The organism is Bacillus sp. FJAT-29937, from assembly GCF_001509555.1.
Classification (GTDB): Bacteria; Bacillota; Bacilli; order Bacillales; family Cytobacillaceae; genus Cytobacillus.
Genome location: NZ_LMAS01000005.1, coordinates 155843 through 174830, shown reverse-complemented (window position 1 = coordinate 174830; position 18988 = coordinate 155843). Strand labels below are relative to the sequence as shown.

Genomic DNA, 18988 nt, shown 5'->3' with positions numbered 1-18988 from the left:
GATGGCTATGCGTGAGCCAGTCATAAGTGAAACTGTACAAAAGAACAATCATGCCGTTCATATAAGCTTGAAAAATATCGAAAAAAGTTTTGGCGAAAAAACAGTATTAAACAATGTGTCACTTGAAATAGAAGCAGGACAATTTGTTGCCATTGTCGGTAAGAGCGGCAGCGGTAAAAGTACGCTTCTGCGACTGATTGCCGGGTTAGAGGAGCCTACATCAGGTCAAATATTTTTTAACGATACGCCAGTTAAAGAATCAAAGTCTAGTGCCACCATGATGTATCAAGATTCTCGCCTTTTGCCATGGAAAAGTGTATTAAAAAATGTCGGTCTTGGGTTAAATGGAAACTGGAAAGAAAAAGCAGAACAGACTTTAGAGGCCGTCAGATTATTATCTTTCAAAGATGAATGGCCATCCACACTTTCCGGCGGTCAAAAACAGCGGGTTGCACTTGCAAGAGCCTTGGTGCATAAGCCCTCCCTCTTATTATTAGACGAACCTTTAAGTGCATTGGATGCCTTAACAAGAATGGAAATGCAAAATTTAATTGAAGACCTTTGGCTGAATCAAGGGTTTACCGCCTTACTCGTGACCCATGATGTTCGGGAAGCTGTAAAAATCGCTGATCGAATCCTCCTCATTGAAGATGGAGATATCACATTAGATATTAAAAATAACGCCGCGCGGCCAAGGGAATTTTCGGTGCCATCCTTAGCGTTATTGGAGAAGAAAATTATTGACCAGATCTTAAAATCGGAGAAATAAAAGCAGGAATTGCTCTGAAAGCTTATTGTTACAACCATCGCCGTTTTTGGTTGGTTAACCCAAAGACGGCAATGGTGTTTTTTTGTTCAATTAAGAAGGGATCCTTCGAAGTTACGGACTTGGGTTCCTTTATTTTTGTATATTAGCATGATTTTAGAAGCTTACTGACACTAGTTCCGCAATTGTGCTAATTGAGCGTTACTTTTGTATGTTTTAGGGTATTTAGTGGATCCTTTGTCCTAATGCAACGTGAATTAAGGTGTTTTTTGGGATATAACGGCTTCTCTGTCCGCTCATAGAGAAGGATTCCTCTTCTCCATTATGATTCCGATAATTTCTTGATTTCCTCAACAGGTAGATCAGTGGGTTCTGAAATTTCATATGTGGTTCCATTGATACCTATTCGGCCTTCTAATCCATCTTTCATTTTCCTTTTAATACTAGCAGGATTACTGGAACAGTTAGAGAACTAATTAATTATTCCTTTAAAAAGATCGGAGGATAAAAATGTTAGAGGTTAGAAAAATCACGCCAGAAATGACTTATAGTCTTAGACATACTGTTCTGCGTCCACACCAAACGATTGAGGACTGTAAATATGATACAGACCATGAACCAGGTGCGCTTCATGTTGGAGCATTTTCTCAAGGCAGGTTAATCAGTATTGCGTCCTTTTGTATCGAAAGGAATCCTGACTTTTCTACTGAAATGCAATATCGCTTACGGGGAATGGCGACTTTAGAAGAGTTTAGAAAGCTAGGAGCTGGGAGATTAATTGTTGCATATGCTGAAAATTTATTAAAAGCTGAAGCGTTTGACCTTATATGGTGCAATGCCCGAACCACTGTAGAGGGGTATTATAATAGATTAGGCTTTAACATACATGGTGAAGTTTTTGATTATCCTCCTATTGGTTCGCATATCGTGATGTATAAAAAACTTACCTAAACAGCCACGGAGTTTTCCACAAAATCTTTACGATGCGGACTGTGGTTCCGTTATATTAGTAAAAATGCATAGTTTTGAGAAATTACGGACACTGGTTCCGCAATTGTGCCAATTGAGCGTTATTTTTGTATGTTTTAGGGCATTTAGCGGATCCTCTGTCCTTGATCAACCTGAATTAAGGTGTTTTTTGTAATATAGCGGATTCTCTGTCCGTTCAAACAATTTTCCCCATCCTCACATGCTGCATTAGCAAAAAAGCACATATTATTTCAAATAATGAAAATATTACATAAGAGGTGATATGATGCTCGTCCCCAAAATAATGATTTCATTGACACTCCTTAGTAGTTTAGGAAGCATCCCTTTTAACAACCAAAATTCAGTGCCTGCACCTAAAGTCATAAAGAGTATTTATACAAATATTCCTGAAAAGAATAATTGGGTTATTGTACCAAAGGGAACGAAAGAAATAACCATTTCTGTAGAAGCTGAAAATACAGAAACTGTTCTTTTTTGGCTGATCCCCACCGGAACACAGACTTGGCACGAAAGAAGACTGCTTGGTTATTCTATAAACAAAGATGTGAAAAATCAATTTAATAAGAATCATGTGTTTTCATTGACATGGAAAATAGATGAGCCTTCTCTTCTTGACCATTTGGTGGTGGAACTGATAGGGATGGAGGAAGTTACGAATGGTGGTAGCATTAATATTAGCATGGAATGATTACTGTTCCCTTTTTTCTTAAGTCTACATTTTTAGGCAGAAAATTAAAAAAGCGTCCCTACTTTAGTAGAAACGCACTGCTTTAATACTTTATTTCGGTATGCCTATTGCCTTAAACGGATAAAATCGAAACTTCACTTCTCCAATGACAGATTCGTATGGGATGAAGCCTATATGCCTGCTGTCCTTACTATTCAAACGGTTATCACCCATAACAAATAAAGAACCTTTAGGCACTTCTTGCAATTCAAAGTCTCCGGTCAGCTTGTTAAATGGATTATCCGCTTTATTTTCCTTTAAATATGATTCTTCAAATGCTTCGCCATTAATGTAAAGGATATCGTCTTTCATCCCTATCCGGTCTCCTGGAAGTCCTATTACTCTCTTTATATATTTTTTGTCTTCCACATCAGGGGCATTGAATACGATCACATCAAACCTTTGAATGCCAGCCGTTTTACTAATTACAACCTTTTCTTGATCTAGAAAAGTAGGTGACATGGACTCTCCAAAAACAGTTGTAGGCGAGAATAGGAATTCCCTGCATATAAAAGCAATTATGAATGCAAATGCCAGTGATTTCATCCAAGAAAAGATTTCTTTTTTTGTACTTTCTTTCATCGTTTCGCTCCTTACATTAAACCTAGTTTTGTTTTTTAATTAGACTACCTATTTATAGACTCCTTTGTAATAATTCGTTAAAATGCATTAAATTCCTTCCATACCATTCAATTCAGATAGCCGTACAGGCTCACTTAACCACGAATTCAGGTATTCAATAAACTTTTTTGTGGCTGGGGCAAGGGTTTTAAAAGATGTAGCAGCAATACCAATTGTCCGATAATGTTCTCCTGCTAATTGAAGAATCCGCACATTAGCCGGGACACGGTGTAATACCATTTGAGGAAGTATACTGATTCCCATTCCATTTCCAACCATTGAAATAATGGCTTGGTCATCTGTAAGTTCAAATTTAATATTAGGCGTAATATTATTTTCTTTTAACATTCGGGTTAAATCGTTATCGCTCCCTTTTTTCGATTTGATTAGAGGATCATCCTTGATCATGTCAAAACAAATCTCATTTTGGTCAGCGAGAGGATGTTCATCTGAGACGATGCATAGCATTCTATCATTTTTTAAGGGAATCATTTCAAATTGTTGCACAGTGGGTAAGGACACAAATCCAAAGTCAACCATACCTGTTGATATCCAATGCTCTATATCATCATAATCCCCTTCCAACAGCTTAATTTCGATAGAAGGATGTCGATCATTAAACACTTTCATGATTTCAGGCAGCCAGTGAATGGACACACTTGAAAAAGTGCCAATCCGAACTGTACCAATTTCTAGTCCATTGATATTAGCTATTTCTTGAATCATTTCTTCGTTCCATTTTAAAATTTCACGGATATATGTTAAAATGCGCTCTCCGTTGCTCGTCAAATGGATTCCTGAGCGTCCGCGATTAAGAATGGAAAATCCCCATTCTGTTTCTAGACTAGAAATGGCATGACTAACAGCAGATTGCGTTAAACCGAGTGCTTCCCCCGCTTTCGTGAGGCTCCCCAATTCTACAACGCTACTAAAAGTCTCAAACTTTGCAAGAGACAAATTGAACACTCCCTTTCCATGAATTTTATTCATGTATAACTTTAAAAACATTCATTTTCTTAATTTAAATTCTACCTATATAATGTAAAATAATCAATTCAAGACAGGATAGGTGATGATGAAAAATGAATGGGAGTACAGCTGTTGCTAAAGTAAAAAGAATGGGGATGAATACTCAATTAAAGGCAGATTTCACCATGCTTGTGGTCACTTTATTTTGGGGATCCTCTTATTTATTCATGAAGATGGGTCTTGAATCTATTCAAGGTTTTAACTTGATCGCCTTACGCTTCGGTATAGCTTTTGTTTTAGCAGGGCTCGTATTCTACAAACGCTTCATGCATATTGATTTTCAGACGATTAAATATGGGTTTTTATTAGGGACCATCTTGTTCTCGGCCATTTCTGTTGTCACAATTGGGGTAAAATCCACGTCCGTCTCAAATGCCGGATTTTTATTTAGTCTCGCTGTTGTATTTGTTCCATTGTTATTAGCCATCTTTTTTAGACAAAAAACTAAAAAACGGGTGGTAATCGGTGTTGTCTTCGCAATAGTAGGTATCGCCCTTTTAACATTAAATGATGGATTAAGCATTAGCGCTGGAGATTTTCTCATCATTTTAGGAGCTTTGTTTTATGCCATTTACATCATTGTGACGGATAAATTGACGAAAAATGTAGATTCTATTTCTCTTGGAATATTACAACTTGGTTTTACCGGGGCTTGGGGGTTGCTGCTATCTTTATTTTTCGAAAATCCGCATCTTCCTAACACGACAGAATCATGGGTATCTATTTTGGCATTAAGTATATTTTGCAGTGCGATTGGATTTATCGGCCAAACCGCAGCCCAACAATATACGACTCCCACACATACAGGTCTCATATTTTCATTGGAACCCGTATTCGCAGCTTTATTTGCTTTTATTTTCGCCGGTGAAGTTCTTTCGGAAAAAGGATACATAGGTGCCTTTCTAGTCTTAATCGGAATCTTAACAACGAAGATAGATTTTAAAAAGTTCATGATGAAAAAAGATTACAGCAGAACAATTGGAAGGTCTGAAACGTAGTTTAATATCCAGTGATGATTAGAAAGGTTTTCTTTATTCCTTATAAACCATTCAACTAATCATTTTCATTAAAGAACCGTTCGTGAAACAAAAAGTTTCCCATTAAATTAGGTTTGATATGTTATGATAATTGATATGAGTTAACCAATAATTAATTTGGTTGACATTTCAATTTGCCGAACCTGTATATAGGGGGAGAATTATGTATAAACTGCGAGGCCACCACCTTTTTTGCCTTCTTGGCTATCGGGGTATGGGCTATTCCGAAGAATACGTGGAAAATATGACGCATTTGCATCAAACGTTGAGAAATGACCCCAAGACGTTCATTCAGCTAATAAAGGGACCTGATCAGCTGTGTGAAAAATACCCAAACTCCGGGAAATACCACTGCCAAGACGAGCATATTTATGAAAGAGATGCCGCTATTCTAGAGAAAATGGGGCTTAAAATTGGGCATATTTTGACTTGGGAGGAGATTGAGTCGTGCATTCAAAAGTATGTCATCCCCTCCGATATTCAAATCGTGTGCGAAACTTGTTCCTGGCGTTCATATGGAGTTTGTGAAGAAGGTATTCAAGAGATTCATGAAGGGAAGGGCTTACGGGAAGTAAAATGAGCCCTCTTTTTTTATTTGTTGGTACGGTTTATTTTACTATTGCTTATGAATCCGTAAATGAAGCAAAAAAAGTAGCTTTATGAACTACTTTTTTTGGATATATCTAAATCTATTGTTTTAAGGAAAATGAAGTGAGCCTTCTTTTTCACCCAGTTCAATCTCATGTTTTCATTCTTTAGTGTCTTCATAACTTTGGTATTCTAAAATATCCCCAGGCTGACAGTCTAAAGCCTTACAAATCGCCTCTAAAGTTGAAAATCGAATCGCTTTTGCCTTTCCATTTTTCAAGATAGAAAGGTTAGCCATGGTAATTCCAACGCGCTCCGAAAGTTCGGTTACGCTCATTTTCCTTTTAGCCAGCATCACATCAATATTGATTATAATCGCCATTGTTTTCACCTCAAACCGTTAAATCATTTTCTGATTTGATATCGATTGCATTTTTTAATAGCTTTTGAAGAACAGCGGCAAAGACGGCAATCACCATGGAAGCAAAAGGAACTACCAATCCGACAAAGATGACACCTGGGGCATCATCTACTTCCGCAAAGAGATAGAAGAGCGGCAAGACTAGCAGATGCAAGATACTGATTGTGATGGCACAGCGATTGATTTTCTTTAAAGCATTAACAGATAATTCGGAGAAAGCCTCACTTTTATCGATATAGCGCAAAAGTTTGAAAGCCTGATACAAAGCAAAGTAAAAAGGGATCGCTGATGCATAAAAAACGATGGAAACGAGATATTTAATAAAAGCAAACTCTGGAAGCAATTTTGCTGTAACATCCCCTATCTCAGGAACCAAAAAGATGCACAATGCAAGAACGGGAATTCCCATAAGAACAACAACGAACTTTAAAAAGAGTGTTTCTCTATTCATATAAAGCACCTCATTTATTTATTATTAATTTGATTCTAATACAATATTTATCGTTTTACAATAAATTATTATCATTTTTCATAATATTTTTATTGTTAAAAACCAACCACTATCCATGCTCGATTTCCCCTTAACCCGCTTTAAAGTGGCTACTATAAGAAAGCTCACTATCACCAATAAGAGCCATGAACTAACCTTTCCTAGATGAACGAGACTCCAAGTGTCTGCTTGATTCGGATATTCCCAAGCCCCAAAGAACGTTGCGATATTTTCTGCGACCCATATGAAAAATCCGATGAGTACAAAAGAAAGGGCGAGTGGCATACGGTAACGAGTCCAACCAACCTCGTATGTGACCCATGATTGCCAAAAGACGATCATGACAAGTCCAGATAACCACCAGCGGACGTCAATCCAATAATGGTGGGTGAAAAAGTTCAAATAAATTGCAGCTGCAAGAAGTACAACTACCGAAAACGGTGGCCATTTAACAAGTTCAACCTTCAGCCTCCTCCACGCCTGGCAAAGATAACTCGCTACACTTGCGTACATGAATCCGCTATACAAAGGCACTCCGAAAATTTTCGCATATCCTTCCTCAGGATAAGACCAGGACCCCATATGTGTTTTGAAAATTTCAAGAGCAAGCCCAATAAGGTGGAACAAAGTAATAACCTTTAGTTCATCTCTTGTTTCAAGTCCAGAACGCACCATCCACCACTGCATCAGAAGGCAGATGATGAGCAGCCAGTCATACCGTGGCAAAAAGGGAAGTGGCATGATTTTTGTAATAGCCAAAGAAGCAAAAATAACAACAGGGAACAAACATGATAGGGCCTGCTCCCAACCGAAGCGAACTAGTTGTTTTAATACACTCATGATTTGTCCCTCCAAAAGTTTTTTCTAAATGTACATAGTTCTGCCTAATGCTATAGCTAAATAGATTTATATTTTTGTACATAGGTTGACCGCCGAACATCTTTCTTTCGCTTTATTGATCTTTGGTGTCTTCATCACTTCGATATTCAAAAGCTTTGTTATTGCAAATTTGACTTTAACACAGAATTTATCGTTTTACAATAAATAAATATTGATTTTTATTACAATATTATTGTTTTATTTAACTTTAGACAAAACAAAAAGCATTCCCTAATACAAGGAAATGCTTTATAAATTGGGCTATTTTCATCTTCTACTAACCTGTCCTTTGAACAAACTTTCTATTGGCGTGGTGCAAATAACATGATCGAAACACCTATTAAACATATCCCAGCACCTAGCCAATCATATAAATCGGGTGTTTTTTTATCAATGCCCCATCCCCACAGAACAGATAGTACAATAAATACCCCACCGTAAGCAGCATACACTCTACCGAATGAAGGAAAGGATTGAAATGTAGCGATTACACCGTATAAAGCTAATGCAATTCCACCACCAATTCCCCAGTAAAAAGGTTTTCCTTCTCTTAACCATAACCAAATTAAATAGCCCCCACCAATTTCAGCTATTCCTGCAACGATAAACAAAACGATTGCACCAAAAATTTAAACCACTTCCTAAACCTTTATGTATATGTAGATTATAGTTTTGTTTGAGATCTAATTCCAGATAATGGCCCTTCAATAGAATAACTGAATGTTGATTTTGCCGTGTTTGAAAAATAAACGGAAAAATTCCGTTTATTTTTGGAAATACTCATATTTCCCTAAAAATAAGAGGAGGTTTTCCGTTTATCTTACCCAAATCCTTGGATTTTGTCTTATTTAGAGCAGTTAATCGGAATTTCTCCGCTTATATCTACATCTTATGCCTCCCTTATATACATTAACCGGAATTTCTCCGCCTATGAATATCTCATATCTACTCGAAAATCATGAGTTTTTTTCAAGAACCTAACCTCCACTTGCTAGGTTGAATCGTGTTTCTCGTGTTCATTGCATTTTGTATATATTAAAAAGATCAGTGTATTACTTCCGTTCCCGCTATCCAATCATAAACATTTTCCCTCCTTTTATTGGTAAGTGGAATGATTAAATATAATAGTATTACAATATTGACAACATTGAGAATCACATAAATAGTAATTTCTGAGAAATCACATGGAAGCATTAATCGCCATATCCCAAAATGTGCAACCTCCCAAGGAAGTAACTTGATAGCTGTTCGCAAAGCTGAGCGACCGATTCCAATTCGCTTACCGACACCGTCAACAACACGGATGCCCATTTTCCTCTTCCCCCATGTTCCCTGCCATTTAGAACAGTCACTCAAAATAAAATAAAGCGAAACTGGCAGCGTCATCATAAAAAAGCCTGTCAGTTCGGCTGTTACTGGGGAACTTGAAAATAAGGGGTTTACAACTGATTGAAATACAAAAGAAATAGTACTTACAACAAAAATGCCGTATATAACGATTAGGAGATAATCTAATAAGAAAGCGTAAATGCGGATTTTAAACGACGCATAAGACATAGAGATAAGCCCTCCATTTCCGTTTCATGATCACCTAAAAAGTAACTTCTTACTTTATATTCCGCAAAACCCAAAATATTTCGCTATGAAAGGGGCATGGTGAGTGTTTGGGTGGAAGAACTTGAAAAACACGTACTATGAAGAGGTCATAGTGAGCGTTTCAGCGGAGATACTTGAAAAACACGTACTATGAAGGGATCATAGTGCGTGTTTTGGTGGAAGAACTTGAAAAACACGTACTATGAAGAGGTCATAGTGAGCGTTTCAGCGGAGATACTTGAAAAACACGTACTATGAAGGGGGCATAGTGCGTGTTTTGGAGGAAGAACTTGAAATACACGTACTATGAAGGGGGCATAGTGCGTGTTTTGGTGGAAGAACTTGAAAAACACGTACTATGAAGAGGGCATAGTGCGCGTTTCAGCGGAGGTTCTTGAAAAACACGTACTATGAAGGGGGCATAGTGCGCGTTTTGGTGGAGGTACTTAGAAAACACGTACTATGAAAGCATCATAGTTAGCGTTTTGGATGGTGAACTTGGAATACCCATGCTATGAACGTTCCTGTCCGTAAAATCAATAATAACGGACAATTTTTTTATGGTTTGATAAAAGAGGCTATCTTTCTGATAATTAGTTCCGATAACGTGGGGAAAAAGCAAAAAACAAACCAATTATCAGCCGAACTCGCACACTAAATACCAATGTAATCAGTCAGAAAAAGGTCGACTTAATAAGCCGGCCTTTAGTACATCAAAATAATGAAACATTAAACTAATTCACTCATTAGCAACAAAATTCACTAGTTTCTTTTCCCGCTTGTTCCCAATATAACTTCCTTCTTGTACATCACCAACAAAGATATATCCAAGTCTTTCATAATACTCGTTAAGCTTGATGTTTGAAGCCTGACAGTCTAATCTAACCGCATCGACACTGTTAACGAGTGCCATCTGTTCACATAAGTTGATCATTTTTATCCCAACACCTGGAACCTCTGTATCGCTGACAAGGTTGTGAATATAGTAATTTTTTGACCCATCGTTAGTCCATCGCTTATCATCTTCGAGTAATACGACCGCTCCAACTACCTTACCCGTCAGTTTATCTTCCATAACGTAAAGTTGTTCAGTTTCTACTTTGTTTTCAAAATAGTCCCTTGGATACGATTCTAGATAATTTGTTCTATTCCACTGATTTAAATTGTTTTTTTCCATCCATATAATCCGCTTTTCTATAAGTTGATATATTTCATCCACATCTCTTGTTACTGCTTTCCTGAAAGCATAGTTTTCCATACTTGACCAAGTACCATCCTTTTCCATATTGTTCTAACCTACAATTTACCAAATTTTACAATCACCTTCTATGTTTTATCATAAAAGGTATTAATTCTCTGTTTTCCAAAATAGACCCCGATTGACATTTTACGTCAAGCTAACTCAGCATAATAACGCAATAGTTCAGCTACTTGTTTATTCCCCTGTTCTACCGCTATTTCCAATGCAGTTTTTCCACCATCAACCTTTGCCTGAACAGAAGCACCATGTTTTAAAAGTAGTATAATTAGATCCAAGTTATTATCATGAAATGCAGCAGTATGTAAAGCTGTATGCCCATTGCTATCAAAAATATTGGCTTTCGCATGATTCTTTAAAAGGAGTTCAATGACCTCTAAATTTCGTTCTCCTGCGATTGCAGCATGAAGAGCCGTATTTGACGGAATAAACTCTATCTTAGAATGAGAAACGCCATTAACATCTGCATTATAATTTAATAAAATCTGTACAGCATCTTTATTTCCAAAATGCGATGCAATTCCTAGTGGTGTTAATCCTTGCTCATTTTCTAAATTTGATAAAGATGGGTTAGAAATAAGAGCCTTTTCTAAAGCAGCAAGATCATTGGATTCAATAGCTTGAAATACATCATTCACTTTAATATTCACAATAATCCCCCCATTGTCTTTTAATTGATGAAATTTACTTTACTTCAATTTGTATTAAATTAGTATCCATTTTCAATCGGTCTCTTAATTCTTCTGTCATATTAAAAGAGAACTTTTGACCAGCTTTTCCATCAGCTAGCTGAAAACCTTGTGCTGTATTAACAGTGCCATCCATTCCCATTGGCAGCCAATTTGAAGTATCGATATTTAACAAATGGTCAATATAATTTCCACTAACTTTTCCTTTCTCTAACCATTCATCTGGTAAAAAATCATGCCCCAATACCTTTTCAGATAATAAAACTTCAACTTCCCCCGCTGAAATAGTTACTTGCCCGTTTTTAGGAATAGATTCCCCATTAACCTGTAACTCATATATAACCTGATTTTGTGCGAATTCCAACATTTCTTTATCCGATAAATTCTCGATCAGCTCCTTAATGGTCGTCACTAAATACTGATTACGTTCATTTAGAAAATCATTTTGCATTTGCACCGATTCTATTTCATATGTATCCTCGACAACATCATCAACCAAACTTTGGACTTGACCTTGTTTTTCGTTTTGCCCATTACTACAACCAACTAGCGAGAATAGACTCAATAAAAATCCAGTTAATATTAATTTTATTATCATGTTTTAGCCCCATTCCTATATACATTTCCAGATAATAATAAAGCTGATCAATTTTTGGTGATTTTCAAGCAACATTTATACTCTTGATTGACGTTATGTTTTATTAATTTCGCACAACTCTCCTGCTTCGTTATTTGAATAATTTCAACAAAAAGAGCGTTAATCCTTCTTAACGTTAATTATAATAATAAAAAAACGTGTTATCCCATGTGTGCCAAGGGTTTAGACATTTTTTATATAAAAGGTTTCAAGCGGAAAAATGATCTCCAAGGTTCTTTGTCCGAGGAATCCAGACCATTTTGGAATGGTAATTAAAACTAGGGGGAAGAGGGAGTTTTTATGATTGAGATTACTAATGTATATTTTTCTGATTCAAAGGACCCCAAATTTGGTCAGGAAATAGAAAGTGAAGTAATATTAATTGATAACAAATTTGTCATTGATATTGACCCTGCTGTGAGTGCATTTTACACCCTAACTGGTGAGTTTAATGGAATCCCGGTTGTAGACTTAGCCATTTGTAAACGTTTTTTTCTGGACAATGATATCAGTAAGAATGGAGTTGATTTGTGGGAACCAATGCAAATGCCATTGATAAATGTTATTGAAAAACTAGCGAAATAAAAGATAGGAATCTTCTTAGCCACAAATAACTCTCAATTAAGAAAGGGCTAAGAAGATTGGGGGAGCATAGTAATATTGCCGCGACTACAAAGTAATTGAAAGATTCATATTGTGATTTGGAAGATTATGCAAATGCATTACCTGAGTTGAGAAGAAGTAGACATTTTTTCGAGTGTTTAAAATACCTACTTCTTATTTATAAAATATTTCTTTTGTCTAATCTTGCAATTACCTCGATTTCGACTAAGGCGCCCCTAGGAAGCGCGGAAACTTCAACACAACTTCGTGCTGGTTTATGTACTGTAAAATAAGATCCATATACTTCATTTACAGCTTGAAAACTGTCCATCGAATCTAAAAAAATTGTTGCTTTTACAATTTCATTTAATCCAACATTCAACTCGGATAATAATGAAACAATGTTATCCATAATCTGCTTTGTTTGCTCTGCTGCTGTTTCACCTACAATTTTTCCATCTTTAATATCTAATGGCAACATTCCTGATAAAAAAGCAAAACCATTGGCTATAACCGCCTGTGAGTAGGGGCCAACTGCTACAGGTGCTTTATTCGTATTAATTTGTTCAACCATGATTTTTACCTCCATTTTCGTGATATATCTATTGTTTTTATCCGTCTCATACTTTTCATTTCGAATGTCAACCGAACCTTTCTATAGAGTAACGATCAATTGGAATGGATGTTTCTCCATCAAGAATTAACTCGGTTATTAATGTTCCTATTAAGGGCGATAATGTGACACCACTATGTGTTGCAGCTACATAAAGATTTTCCTTATCTGGCACCCATCCTAAAATAGGCAATCCATCTTCAGGCATTGCCCTAATCCCGGAAAAAGCGCGGACTATTTTTGCCTTTCCTATTGAAGGTACATAATGTTTTGCTAGATTGGCGGTTTCTTGTATGACATCAAGTGTAGTAGAACGGTCGAAACCAACCTTTTCCATGGAATAGCCAATTAATACCTCTCCATTATTGGCTTGCCTCATTCCACTAATTGTATAATTTAAAAAAGGCTGAAGGGGTTCTGTGACTAAAATTTGCCCTCTTAGTTGATTGACAGGAATATTAATTCCTAACATTTTACCAATCTCTCGTGACCATGTTCCAGAAGCTAGAATAAGATTTTTACAACGATAGTTTCCTTTTTTACTCTCGAGTAAGTAATATCCATTACTTTTTTGGACGTTAGTTACCGTATTATAGTAAGAGTATTCTACACCATTTTTCTTAGCTGCCCTCATTAACATATCAACCAGGCGAAACGGATTTACATTTCCATCAATTTTACTAAAAGTTGCTCCGGCCACTGAGGGGTTTAAATAAGGCTCTTTTTCAAGTACTTCATCCCTTGTTAATACTTTAATTTTAATACCTATCCTCCTGTACTCTTCTGCAAGGCGTTTTGCTTTTTCACGGTCTTTCTCGTTAAAAAAAGGGGATAGTCCACCTGTTCGTTTATATTCCACATCTCCAATTTTTCTAGATAAATAGGGATAGAGCTCACTACTATACATGCTGAATTCTGCATACCACGATGGAGATTTATTATGGACCCAAACCCAAGCCTGAGTGGACCCCGAAGTTCCAGAAAGAGGAAATTTTTTATCAAGAACTAATATCTCTTCTTTACTTCTTTCAGAAAGATGATAAGCAATACTATTTCCAATCACACCCGCGCCAAGGATAATCGTTTGGTAATATTTGGTCATTTACCTTCCCCCTATAAATCTAGTTCATCTAAAACAGATTTAACTGTTGAGAACGCTGTACTATTTGTTGCTAATGTTTCAATTTTAATTGGATAAATAGGCATACGCATTCGAGGGAGTGTGATTTCTGGAAGAGGCTGGTCAGTAAGTTCATGAATGATTTGATTAACAAGAATTGCACAAATTTTTGATTGACAGGCCCCCATTCCACACCTTGTAATCCGTTTAATATCATCAAAGGACTTGGCGCCATAATTAATGACTTCTTCTATTTCTTCATAGCTTATCTCTTCACATCGACAAATAATTGTTGCTTTATCCATTGAAACACCCACTTTTATCATTCTTTATTCACGAGATGAATTGATCTTTTATCATTGGTTGCGAGAAATGGTTAATGTGCAATTTCCTTTCTTCCCAAACCATTGGGCTTCCCTTTGATTCTAAAACCTCTACTTCCTTCCACAATGAATTTCTAATAAACTGTGCTTCTTCCTGTTCAATCATTTTTAGCTCTTCACCAACACTAATTCCAGCAATCATTCCTGTTAACAGCACAACACCATGATTGCTAATTCCTGATGCACTTCCTGCTATATATATATTTTCTTCGCTAGTTCTAAAATTTGCGTCATATTGAGGCAGCCACCCGCCTAATGCTTCCCGATATCCAAAGGAACAATTTAGTTGATAAAACACATCTAATACCGGGGCTCTCCCTCCGTCTAAACATACAAAATCAACTTGAAAATTCATAAGCTTTTCGTCGTGCTTAATCATAAGCTCTTCCACTTGTCCGTTTCCTTTTGCCTCTATTACAATAGCATTTTGATATACTGTAACACCAGATGCCACTACTCTGCTTAATTGTTCACAGTTAAACGGAGATTTAGTTTCCTTCGGCACAACTATTCCTTTCACGGTAATCCCTACATCTTGTAATTGAGAAACCACATCGAGGGTGAAGTCGCTTATCCCTATAATGACCGTTTCTCTGCCTGGAAGAACTAATTCTCTATTAATTAATGTTTGCGCAGCTCCAATCGTCATAATTCCAGGTAAGGTCCATTTTAAAAAAGGAATTGCTTTCTCATATGCACCCGTTGCTACAATAATTTTCTTCGCTTTAACGGCAAAAATCTTCTGCCCATCCGAAATACCAACACTTCCATCTTTATATAAGCCAATAACTCTATGATTTAAAAATTTCCGAAGGGATGATGATTGTTGATTTACCTTTTTAACTAAACTTTCCGCTAATTCAAATCCTCGCATATTTTGATACTGTGTGGGTAAATATTCCAATGGCTGTGTTTGTTGCCTAAGCTGCCCACCTAATTCATATGATTCATCTACTATTGTTACATCCAAATTTCTTTCTCCTAGTTCAGTGGCAGCTGCTAATCCCGACGGTCCCCCACCAATAATTAATACATCGGTGTTCATAAAGCTTCACTTCCAATCTTCGGATCTGCATTATTCGGAAGAATCTTCATTCCTTCTTCTACCCTTTTCATACAGGTCTGAATATGATCCTCTCCATCCACCGTCATATAGCAACTGCAACATCTTCCTCTAGAGCAAAAAAGTCCCCTAGCTTGCACATTCTTTCGTGTGACTCCTAATTTTTTTATTCCATTTGCCATCAATGCAGAAGCAATAGTTTGATGTTTGTATGCCCTTAAAGGTTTTCCTTCATAATAAATTGTTACCGGGTCAATTAACTTTTCTCCGAAATATGGATGATTTTTGATATGCATCCTTACACACCTTCTTCAACTTTTTAGAATGAATGTTCAAACCTCCTGTGGCTTCCTTAATGGATTATATGGCCCTAAATCAATATCAATTGAATTTTCAAGAGCTAACTTAGCTGCTAACACTCCAACATAAGGGCCCATAGTGATCCCCGAAGCACCCAATCCTGTCGAAATAATCAATCCCTCCAAACCAGAAATTACCCCAATCAGCGGAAGGATATCTGGCCCCAATGGTCTAAATCCTATTCTAACTTCCTTCAATGAACTATCTGAAAGCCCTGGAGCAATCTCTAAACCAGCTTCTAAAACACTTTTGACTCCAGAAGCTGTTAATCGATAATCAAATCCTGTTCCACTTTCTCTCGTAGCTCCAACCACAACCCTTGAATCATCAAAAGCCACCATATAATAACTAGTTTGAGGTAGAATAACCGGCCATTGCTTGGTATCCTCGTTTGGTAAAACTAAATGAGCGATTTGACCACGTTGAGGTTCAATCGCAACCTCTAATCCTAGCGGAGATAATAACTCTTTTGTCCACGCGCCAGCAGCCACTATCACCTTATCTGCATAAATGGGGATACCGTTTATCTCTACTCCGATAACTTTATTATTATTAACGATTAACTTTCCTTCACCTGTGTGATGAATAACCCCATGTTTCTTTGCTCCTCTCTGCATAGCATCTCTTAATAATTTCCCATCCACTCTTGCCCCACCTGTAACATGAACGGCCTTAAGATCTTTTTGTAATGGAGGAAAAAGTCTTTGTGCTTCCTGAGCAGACAAACGCGTTACTTCTCCAACCTCTGGTGTATCCACCTTGCGTTGATGTATCCTTTTTTCAATACTGTCTAACTCTTCATCATTACTACTTACAGCCATTGCACCTACCATTTTATATCCAAGATTAACTTCCCCATCTTCTTTTAGTGCCGATACAAGTTTCGGATAATGAAGGGCACCTTCTCTAGCAATCTGATACCAATTCTCATCTTCCACACTTGTAATCCATGGACAAACGATTCCGGCCCCTGCAGCGGTAGCCTGTCCCTGATGTTCCTTGTCAATCACTACAACCTCTATCCCCTTTCTTGCGAGATAGTAGGCTGTGCTTGATCCAACAATTCCAGATCCTATAACAATTACTTTCATTATTCGTTTCCTCCTTTTAGACAAGTACTTTTTTATCTAGTGGGTAATGACACGAAACATAATGCCCTTCCCGATATTCTTTTAGATTGGGGCGCTCCTCCTTACATTTATCCATTCTGAACGGACATCTTGAATAAAATCTGCATCCGACAGAATCATCTATATGCGTTGGAATATCATCTTCCAGTATTATTCTATTTTCGCGTTCCCTTAACATAGGGTCTGGTACTGGTACAGCTGAAATTAATCCAGATGTATAAGGGTGAAGAGTGTGACTAAATAACTCTTCCTTTGAAGCAATCTCGACCACCTCTCCCATATACATAACAGCAATCCGGTCACTAATATATTTTACTGCAGGTATTCCATGCGCAATGAATATATAAGTTAAGTCAAACTTTTTTTGTAATTCGATTAGTAAATTCAATATTTGGGCTTGAATTGAAACATCTAGCGCTGAAACGGGTTCGTCACAAACAATTAATTTTGGCTTTAATGCCAGTGCCCTTGCAATTCCAATCCTTTGTCTCTGACCTCCACTAAATTCATGCGGAAATCTACTAGCAAATGAACGGTCTAAACCTACAGTTTCTAATAACTCATAAACTTCATTCTCAAGTTGCTTGCCTTTTGAAATTTTATGTGTCCGGAGCGGTTCGGCTATAATGTCAAATACTCTCATCCTAGGGTTCAAAGATGAAAAGGGGTCTTGAAATACCATTTGTATATCTCTGCGAACTTTCTTCATTTCACCTTCAGATAGAGCGGTGAGATCCTTATTTTCAAAAATAATTTTGCCCCCAGTAGGTTCAAGCAATCGAAGTATAAGATTGCCGGTTGTTGATTTCCCACAACCCGACTCCCCAACAATACCTAATGTTTCCCCCTTTTTCACAGTAAGATCAATACCATCAACAGCCTTAACCTGATATATAGACTTCCTAAATAAACCCGTGGAACTTGAAAAATACTTTTTTAAACCCTCTACTCTGAGCAAATACTCTTCATTTGCTTTATTTAGCTTCTCAGCCGTCGCCATTTTTATCACCTCATTTCCTCATGCAGCCAGCATCTCACTTCTGTAAGTTGTGCTAATTGAAATAAAGGAGGTTCCTGCTGTCTGCATTTATCCATTGCAAAAGGACATCTTGGATGAAATTTACAACCATGCGGTAATTCATTTGGAGTAGGAACATTTCCTTTAATTGATTCAAGTTTATCTTTAAGATCGTGAATTTTAGGTGTACTATTTAATAAGCCTTGTGTGTACGGATGCCTTGGGTTCTTAAATAAATCAAATACATTGTTTTGCTCTACAATCTGACCTGCATACATCACAATGACACGATCAACCATCTCAGCAACAACACCTAAATCATGGGTGATTATTATAATTGAAGTTTTAAATTCTCTACTTAAATCCTTCATAAGATTGAGTATCTGAGCTTGAATAGTGACATCTAATGCTGTTGTCGGTTCATCGGCGATTAATAATTCAGGATTGCATGATAAAGCCATTGCTATCATGACCCGTTGCCGCATTCCACCACTAAGTTGGTGTGGGAATGAGGAGTAGACTTTTTCTGCTTTTGGAATGCCGACTTTTTTTAGCATGCTAATCGCTAATTCTTTCGCATTTTTTTTATCAACATTTTGATGAAGTCGAAATGATTCCGATATTTGGCTACCAATTGTGAATACAGGATTAAGAGAGGTGAGTGGTTCTTGAAATATCATTGAAATTTTATTTCCGCGAATTTTCCGCATCCTTTTATTAGAATATTTCGTTAAGTCCTGGCCATTAAATGTTACTTCTCCGCTAACAATCTTTCCTGGTTCATTCACTAATTGAAGGATAGATAAGGAGGTGACACTTTTACCACATCCCGATTCACCAACAATCCCAACAGTCTCACCTTTATTAATCGCAAAAGAAACACCGTCTACAGACGGAACAACACCATATTCTGTAAAAAAGTATGTTTTTAATTCTTTAACTTCTAAAAGTGTTTCACTGTTACTCATAA

General features: G+C 37.0%; 24 protein-coding genes. 6 read left to right on the top strand and 18 right to left on the bottom strand.

The genetic code is table 11. The annotated features are described in order from the left end of the window. Nucleotides 1–7: 7 nt before the first annotated feature. From AR328_RS12910 to AR328_RS12900, 3 genes are all read left to right on the top strand, one after another. Nucleotides 8–769, top strand: a complete 762-nt coding sequence (locus tag AR328_RS12910) for an ATP-binding cassette domain-containing protein (RefSeq protein WP_066295923.1) — start codon at nt 8–10, stop codon at nt 767–769. A 507-nt stretch (nt 770–1276) separates the two neighbouring features. Next, nucleotides 1277–1717, top strand: coding sequence for a GNAT family N-acetyltransferase (locus AR328_RS12905; protein WP_066295475.1), 441 nt, complete (start codon nt 1277–1279; stop codon nt 1715–1717). Nucleotides 1718–2021: 304 nt separating this feature from the next. Next, nucleotides 2022–2444, top strand: coding sequence for a hypothetical protein (locus tag AR328_RS12900; RefSeq protein WP_231734822.1), 423 nt, complete (start codon nt 2022–2024; stop codon nt 2442–2444). 90 nt (nt 2445–2534) lie between these two features. Here the strand turns inward: AR328_RS12900 and lepB are convergent, their stop codons facing one another. Then, nucleotides 2535–3065 carry a signal peptidase I gene (gene lepB / locus AR328_RS12895; RefSeq protein WP_066295473.1) on the bottom strand — a complete coding sequence of 177 codons (531 nt, stop codon included), beginning with the start codon at nt 3063–3065 and terminating at the stop codon, nt 2535–2537. Between the two features lie 87 nt (nt 3066–3152). Further along, complete coding sequence (locus AR328_RS12890) at nt 3153–4061, bottom strand: LysR family transcriptional regulator (RefSeq protein WP_066295472.1); 909 nt, start codon at nt 4059–4061, stop codon at nt 3153–3155. A 167-nt stretch (nt 4062–4228) separates the two neighbouring features. Here AR328_RS12890 and AR328_RS12885 point away from each other — a divergent pair, with 167 nt between their 5' ends. After that, entirely contained in the window at nt 4229–5131 is a 903-nt protein-coding gene (locus AR328_RS12885) for a DMT family transporter (RefSeq protein WP_066295913.1), read from the top strand. 202 nt (nt 5132–5333) lie between these two features. Then, complete coding sequence (locus AR328_RS12880) at nt 5334–5750, top strand: DUF1284 domain-containing protein (RefSeq protein WP_066295469.1); 417 nt, start codon at nt 5334–5336, stop codon at nt 5748–5750. Nucleotides 5751–5918: 168 nt separating this feature from the next. On the opposite strand, the gene AR328_RS12875 is transcribed toward AR328_RS12880, so the two are convergent. The 8 genes from AR328_RS12875 to AR328_RS12840 form a co-directional block, all read right to left on the bottom strand. Continuing rightward, nucleotides 5919–6140: a helix-turn-helix domain-containing protein gene (locus tag AR328_RS12875; protein WP_066295467.1), complete on the bottom strand. Its 222-nt coding sequence runs from the start codon at nt 6138–6140 to the stop codon at nt 5919–5921. Between the two features lie 10 nt (nt 6141–6150). After that, the gene (locus AR328_RS12870; protein ID WP_066295464.1) at nt 6151–6630 is read right to left on the bottom strand and encodes a DUF2975 domain-containing protein; all 480 of its coding nucleotides are present in this window, start codon (nt 6628–6630) and stop codon (nt 6151–6153) included. 78 nt (nt 6631–6708) lie between these two features. After that, entirely contained in the window at nt 6709–7509 is an 801-nt protein-coding gene (locus AR328_RS12865) for a DUF817 domain-containing protein (protein WP_066295462.1), read from the bottom strand. A 341-nt stretch (nt 7510–7850) separates the two neighbouring features. Continuing rightward, complete coding sequence (locus AR328_RS12860; RefSeq protein WP_066295461.1) at nt 7851–8177, bottom strand: YnfA family protein; 327 nt, start codon at nt 8175–8177, stop codon at nt 7851–7853. Between the two features lie 415 nt (nt 8178–8592). Further along, nucleotides 8593–9105 (bottom strand): RDD family protein, encoded by a 513-nt coding sequence (locus tag AR328_RS12855; RefSeq protein WP_066295460.1) that lies wholly within the window; start codon nt 9103–9105, stop codon nt 8593–8595. 778 nt (nt 9106–9883) lie between these two features. Then, on the bottom strand, nt 9884–10429 hold the full coding sequence (locus tag AR328_RS12850; protein WP_197414461.1) for a GNAT family N-acetyltransferase: 546 nt from the start codon (nt 10427–10429) through the stop codon (nt 9884–9886). A gap of 107 nt (nt 10430–10536) precedes the next feature. Next, nucleotides 10537–11052 (bottom strand): ankyrin repeat domain-containing protein, encoded by a 516-nt coding sequence (locus AR328_RS12845; RefSeq protein ID WP_331457189.1) that lies wholly within the window; start codon nt 11050–11052, stop codon nt 10537–10539. A gap of 34 nt (nt 11053–11086) precedes the next feature. After that, on the bottom strand, nt 11087–11689 hold the full coding sequence (locus tag AR328_RS12840) for a hypothetical protein (RefSeq protein ID WP_066295450.1): 603 nt from the start codon (nt 11687–11689) through the stop codon (nt 11087–11089). 339 nt (nt 11690–12028) lie between these two features. Between AR328_RS12840 and AR328_RS12835 the strand changes: the two genes are divergently transcribed. Beyond that, complete coding sequence (locus AR328_RS12835) at nt 12029–12313, top strand: hypothetical protein (RefSeq protein ID WP_066295449.1); 285 nt, start codon at nt 12029–12031, stop codon at nt 12311–12313. Nucleotides 12314–12509: 196 nt separating this feature from the next. On the opposite strand, the gene AR328_RS12830 is transcribed toward AR328_RS12835, so the two are convergent. From AR328_RS12830 to AR328_RS12795, 8 genes are all read right to left on the bottom strand, one after another. Continuing rightward, complete coding sequence (locus tag AR328_RS12830) at nt 12510–12905, bottom strand: Rid family detoxifying hydrolase (RefSeq protein WP_066295448.1); 396 nt, start codon at nt 12903–12905, stop codon at nt 12510–12512. A 67-nt stretch (nt 12906–12972) separates the two neighbouring features. Then, the gene (locus AR328_RS12825; RefSeq protein WP_066295444.1) at nt 12973–14046 is read right to left on the bottom strand and encodes an NAD(P)/FAD-dependent oxidoreductase; all 1074 of its coding nucleotides are present in this window, start codon (nt 14044–14046) and stop codon (nt 12973–12975) included. An 11-nt stretch (nt 14047–14057) separates the two neighbouring features. After that, the gene (locus tag AR328_RS12820) at nt 14058–14369 is read right to left on the bottom strand and encodes a (2Fe-2S)-binding protein (RefSeq protein ID WP_066295440.1); all 312 of its coding nucleotides are present in this window, start codon (nt 14367–14369) and stop codon (nt 14058–14060) included. Nucleotides 14370–14397: 28 nt separating this feature from the next. Further along, a complete protein-coding gene (locus AR328_RS12815; RefSeq protein ID WP_066295438.1) occupies nt 14398–15492 on the bottom strand; it encodes an NAD(P)/FAD-dependent oxidoreductase in 1095 nt (364 codons plus the stop codon). After that, on the bottom strand, nt 15489–15806 hold the full coding sequence (locus tag AR328_RS12810) for a (2Fe-2S)-binding protein (protein ID WP_066295436.1): 318 nt from the start codon (nt 15804–15806) through the stop codon (nt 15489–15491). The genes AR328_RS12815 and AR328_RS12810 overlap by 4 nt, the downstream gene beginning before the upstream one ends. 36 nt (nt 15807–15842) lie before the next feature. Then, nucleotides 15843–16961 carry an NAD(P)/FAD-dependent oxidoreductase gene (locus tag AR328_RS12805; RefSeq protein ID WP_066295432.1) on the bottom strand — a complete coding sequence of 373 codons (1119 nt, stop codon included), beginning with the start codon at nt 16959–16961 and terminating at the stop codon, nt 15843–15845. A 16-nt stretch (nt 16962–16977) separates the two neighbouring features. Then, on the bottom strand, nt 16978–18000 hold the full coding sequence (locus AR328_RS12800) for an ABC transporter ATP-binding protein (RefSeq protein ID WP_066295896.1): 1023 nt from the start codon (nt 17998–18000) through the stop codon (nt 16978–16980). A 5-nt stretch (nt 18001–18005) separates the two neighbouring features. Next, the gene (locus AR328_RS12795) at nt 18006–18986 is read right to left on the bottom strand and encodes an ABC transporter ATP-binding protein (protein WP_066295902.1); all 981 of its coding nucleotides are present in this window, start codon (nt 18984–18986) and stop codon (nt 18006–18008) included. Nucleotides 18987–18988: the final 2 nt, after the last annotated feature.

Bases quoted from the DNA above. Each gene is read 5' to 3' on its own strand.
- AR328_RS12910 (WP_066295923.1), top strand. From the start codon at position 8: ATGCGTGAGCCAGTCATAAGTGAAACTGTACAAAAGAACAATCATGCC.
- AR328_RS12905 (WP_066295475.1), top strand. From the start codon at position 1,277: ATGTTAGAGGTTAGAAAAATCACGCCAGAAATGACTTATAGTCTTAGA.
- AR328_RS12900 (WP_231734822.1), top strand. From the start codon at position 2,022: ATGCTCGTCCCCAAAATAATGATTTCATTGACACTCCTTAGTAGTTTA.
- lepB (WP_066295473.1), bottom strand. From the start codon at position 3,065: ATGAAAGAAAGTACAAAAAAAGAAATCTTTTCTTGGATGAAATCACTG.
- AR328_RS12885 (WP_066295913.1), top strand. From the start codon at position 4,229: ATGAATACTCAATTAAAGGCAGATTTCACCATGCTTGTGGTCACTTTA.
- AR328_RS12880 (WP_066295469.1), top strand. From the start codon at position 5,334: ATGTATAAACTGCGAGGCCACCACCTTTTTTGCCTTCTTGGCTATCGG.
- AR328_RS12875 (WP_066295467.1), bottom strand. From the start codon at position 6,140: ATGGCGATTATAATCAATATTGATGTGATGCTGGCTAAAAGGAAAATG.
- AR328_RS12870 (WP_066295464.1), bottom strand. From the start codon at position 6,630: ATGAATAGAGAAACACTCTTTTTAAAGTTCGTTGTTGTTCTTATGGGA.
- AR328_RS12865 (WP_066295462.1), bottom strand. From the start codon at position 7,509: ATGAGTGTATTAAAACAACTAGTTCGCTTCGGTTGGGAGCAGGCCCTA.
- AR328_RS12855 (WP_066295460.1), bottom strand. From the start codon at position 9,105: ATGTCTTATGCGTCGTTTAAAATCCGCATTTACGCTTTCTTATTAGAT.
- AR328_RS12850 (WP_197414461.1), bottom strand. From the start codon at position 10,429: ATGGAAAAGGATGGTACTTGGTCAAGTATGGAAAACTATGCTTTCAGG.
- AR328_RS12840 (WP_066295450.1), bottom strand. From the start codon at position 11,689: ATGATAATAAAATTAATATTAACTGGATTTTTATTGAGTCTATTCTCG.
- AR328_RS12835 (WP_066295449.1), top strand. From the start codon at position 12,029: ATGATTGAGATTACTAATGTATATTTTTCTGATTCAAAGGACCCCAAA.
- AR328_RS12830 (WP_066295448.1), bottom strand. From the start codon at position 12,905: ATGGTTGAACAAATTAATACGAATAAAGCACCTGTAGCAGTTGGCCCC.
- AR328_RS12825 (WP_066295444.1), bottom strand. From the start codon at position 14,046: ATGACCAAATATTACCAAACGATTATCCTTGGCGCGGGTGTGATTGGA.
- AR328_RS12820 (WP_066295440.1), bottom strand. From the start codon at position 14,369: ATGGATAAAGCAACAATTATTTGTCGATGTGAAGAGATAAGCTATGAA.
- AR328_RS12815 (WP_066295438.1), bottom strand. From the start codon at position 15,492: ATGAACACCGATGTATTAATTATTGGTGGGGGACCGTCGGGATTAGCA.
- AR328_RS12810 (WP_066295436.1), bottom strand. From the start codon at position 15,806: ATGCATATCAAAAATCATCCATATTTCGGAGAAAAGTTAATTGACCCG.
- AR328_RS12805 (WP_066295432.1), bottom strand. From the start codon at position 16,961: ATGAAAGTAATTGTTATAGGATCTGGAATTGTTGGATCAAGCACAGCC.
- AR328_RS12800 (WP_066295896.1), bottom strand. From the start codon at position 18,000: ATGGCGACGGCTGAGAAGCTAAATAAAGCAAATGAAGAGTATTTGCTC.
- AR328_RS12795 (WP_066295902.1), bottom strand. From the start codon at position 18,986: ATGAGTAACAGTGAAACACTTTTAGAAGTTAAAGAATTAAAAACATAC.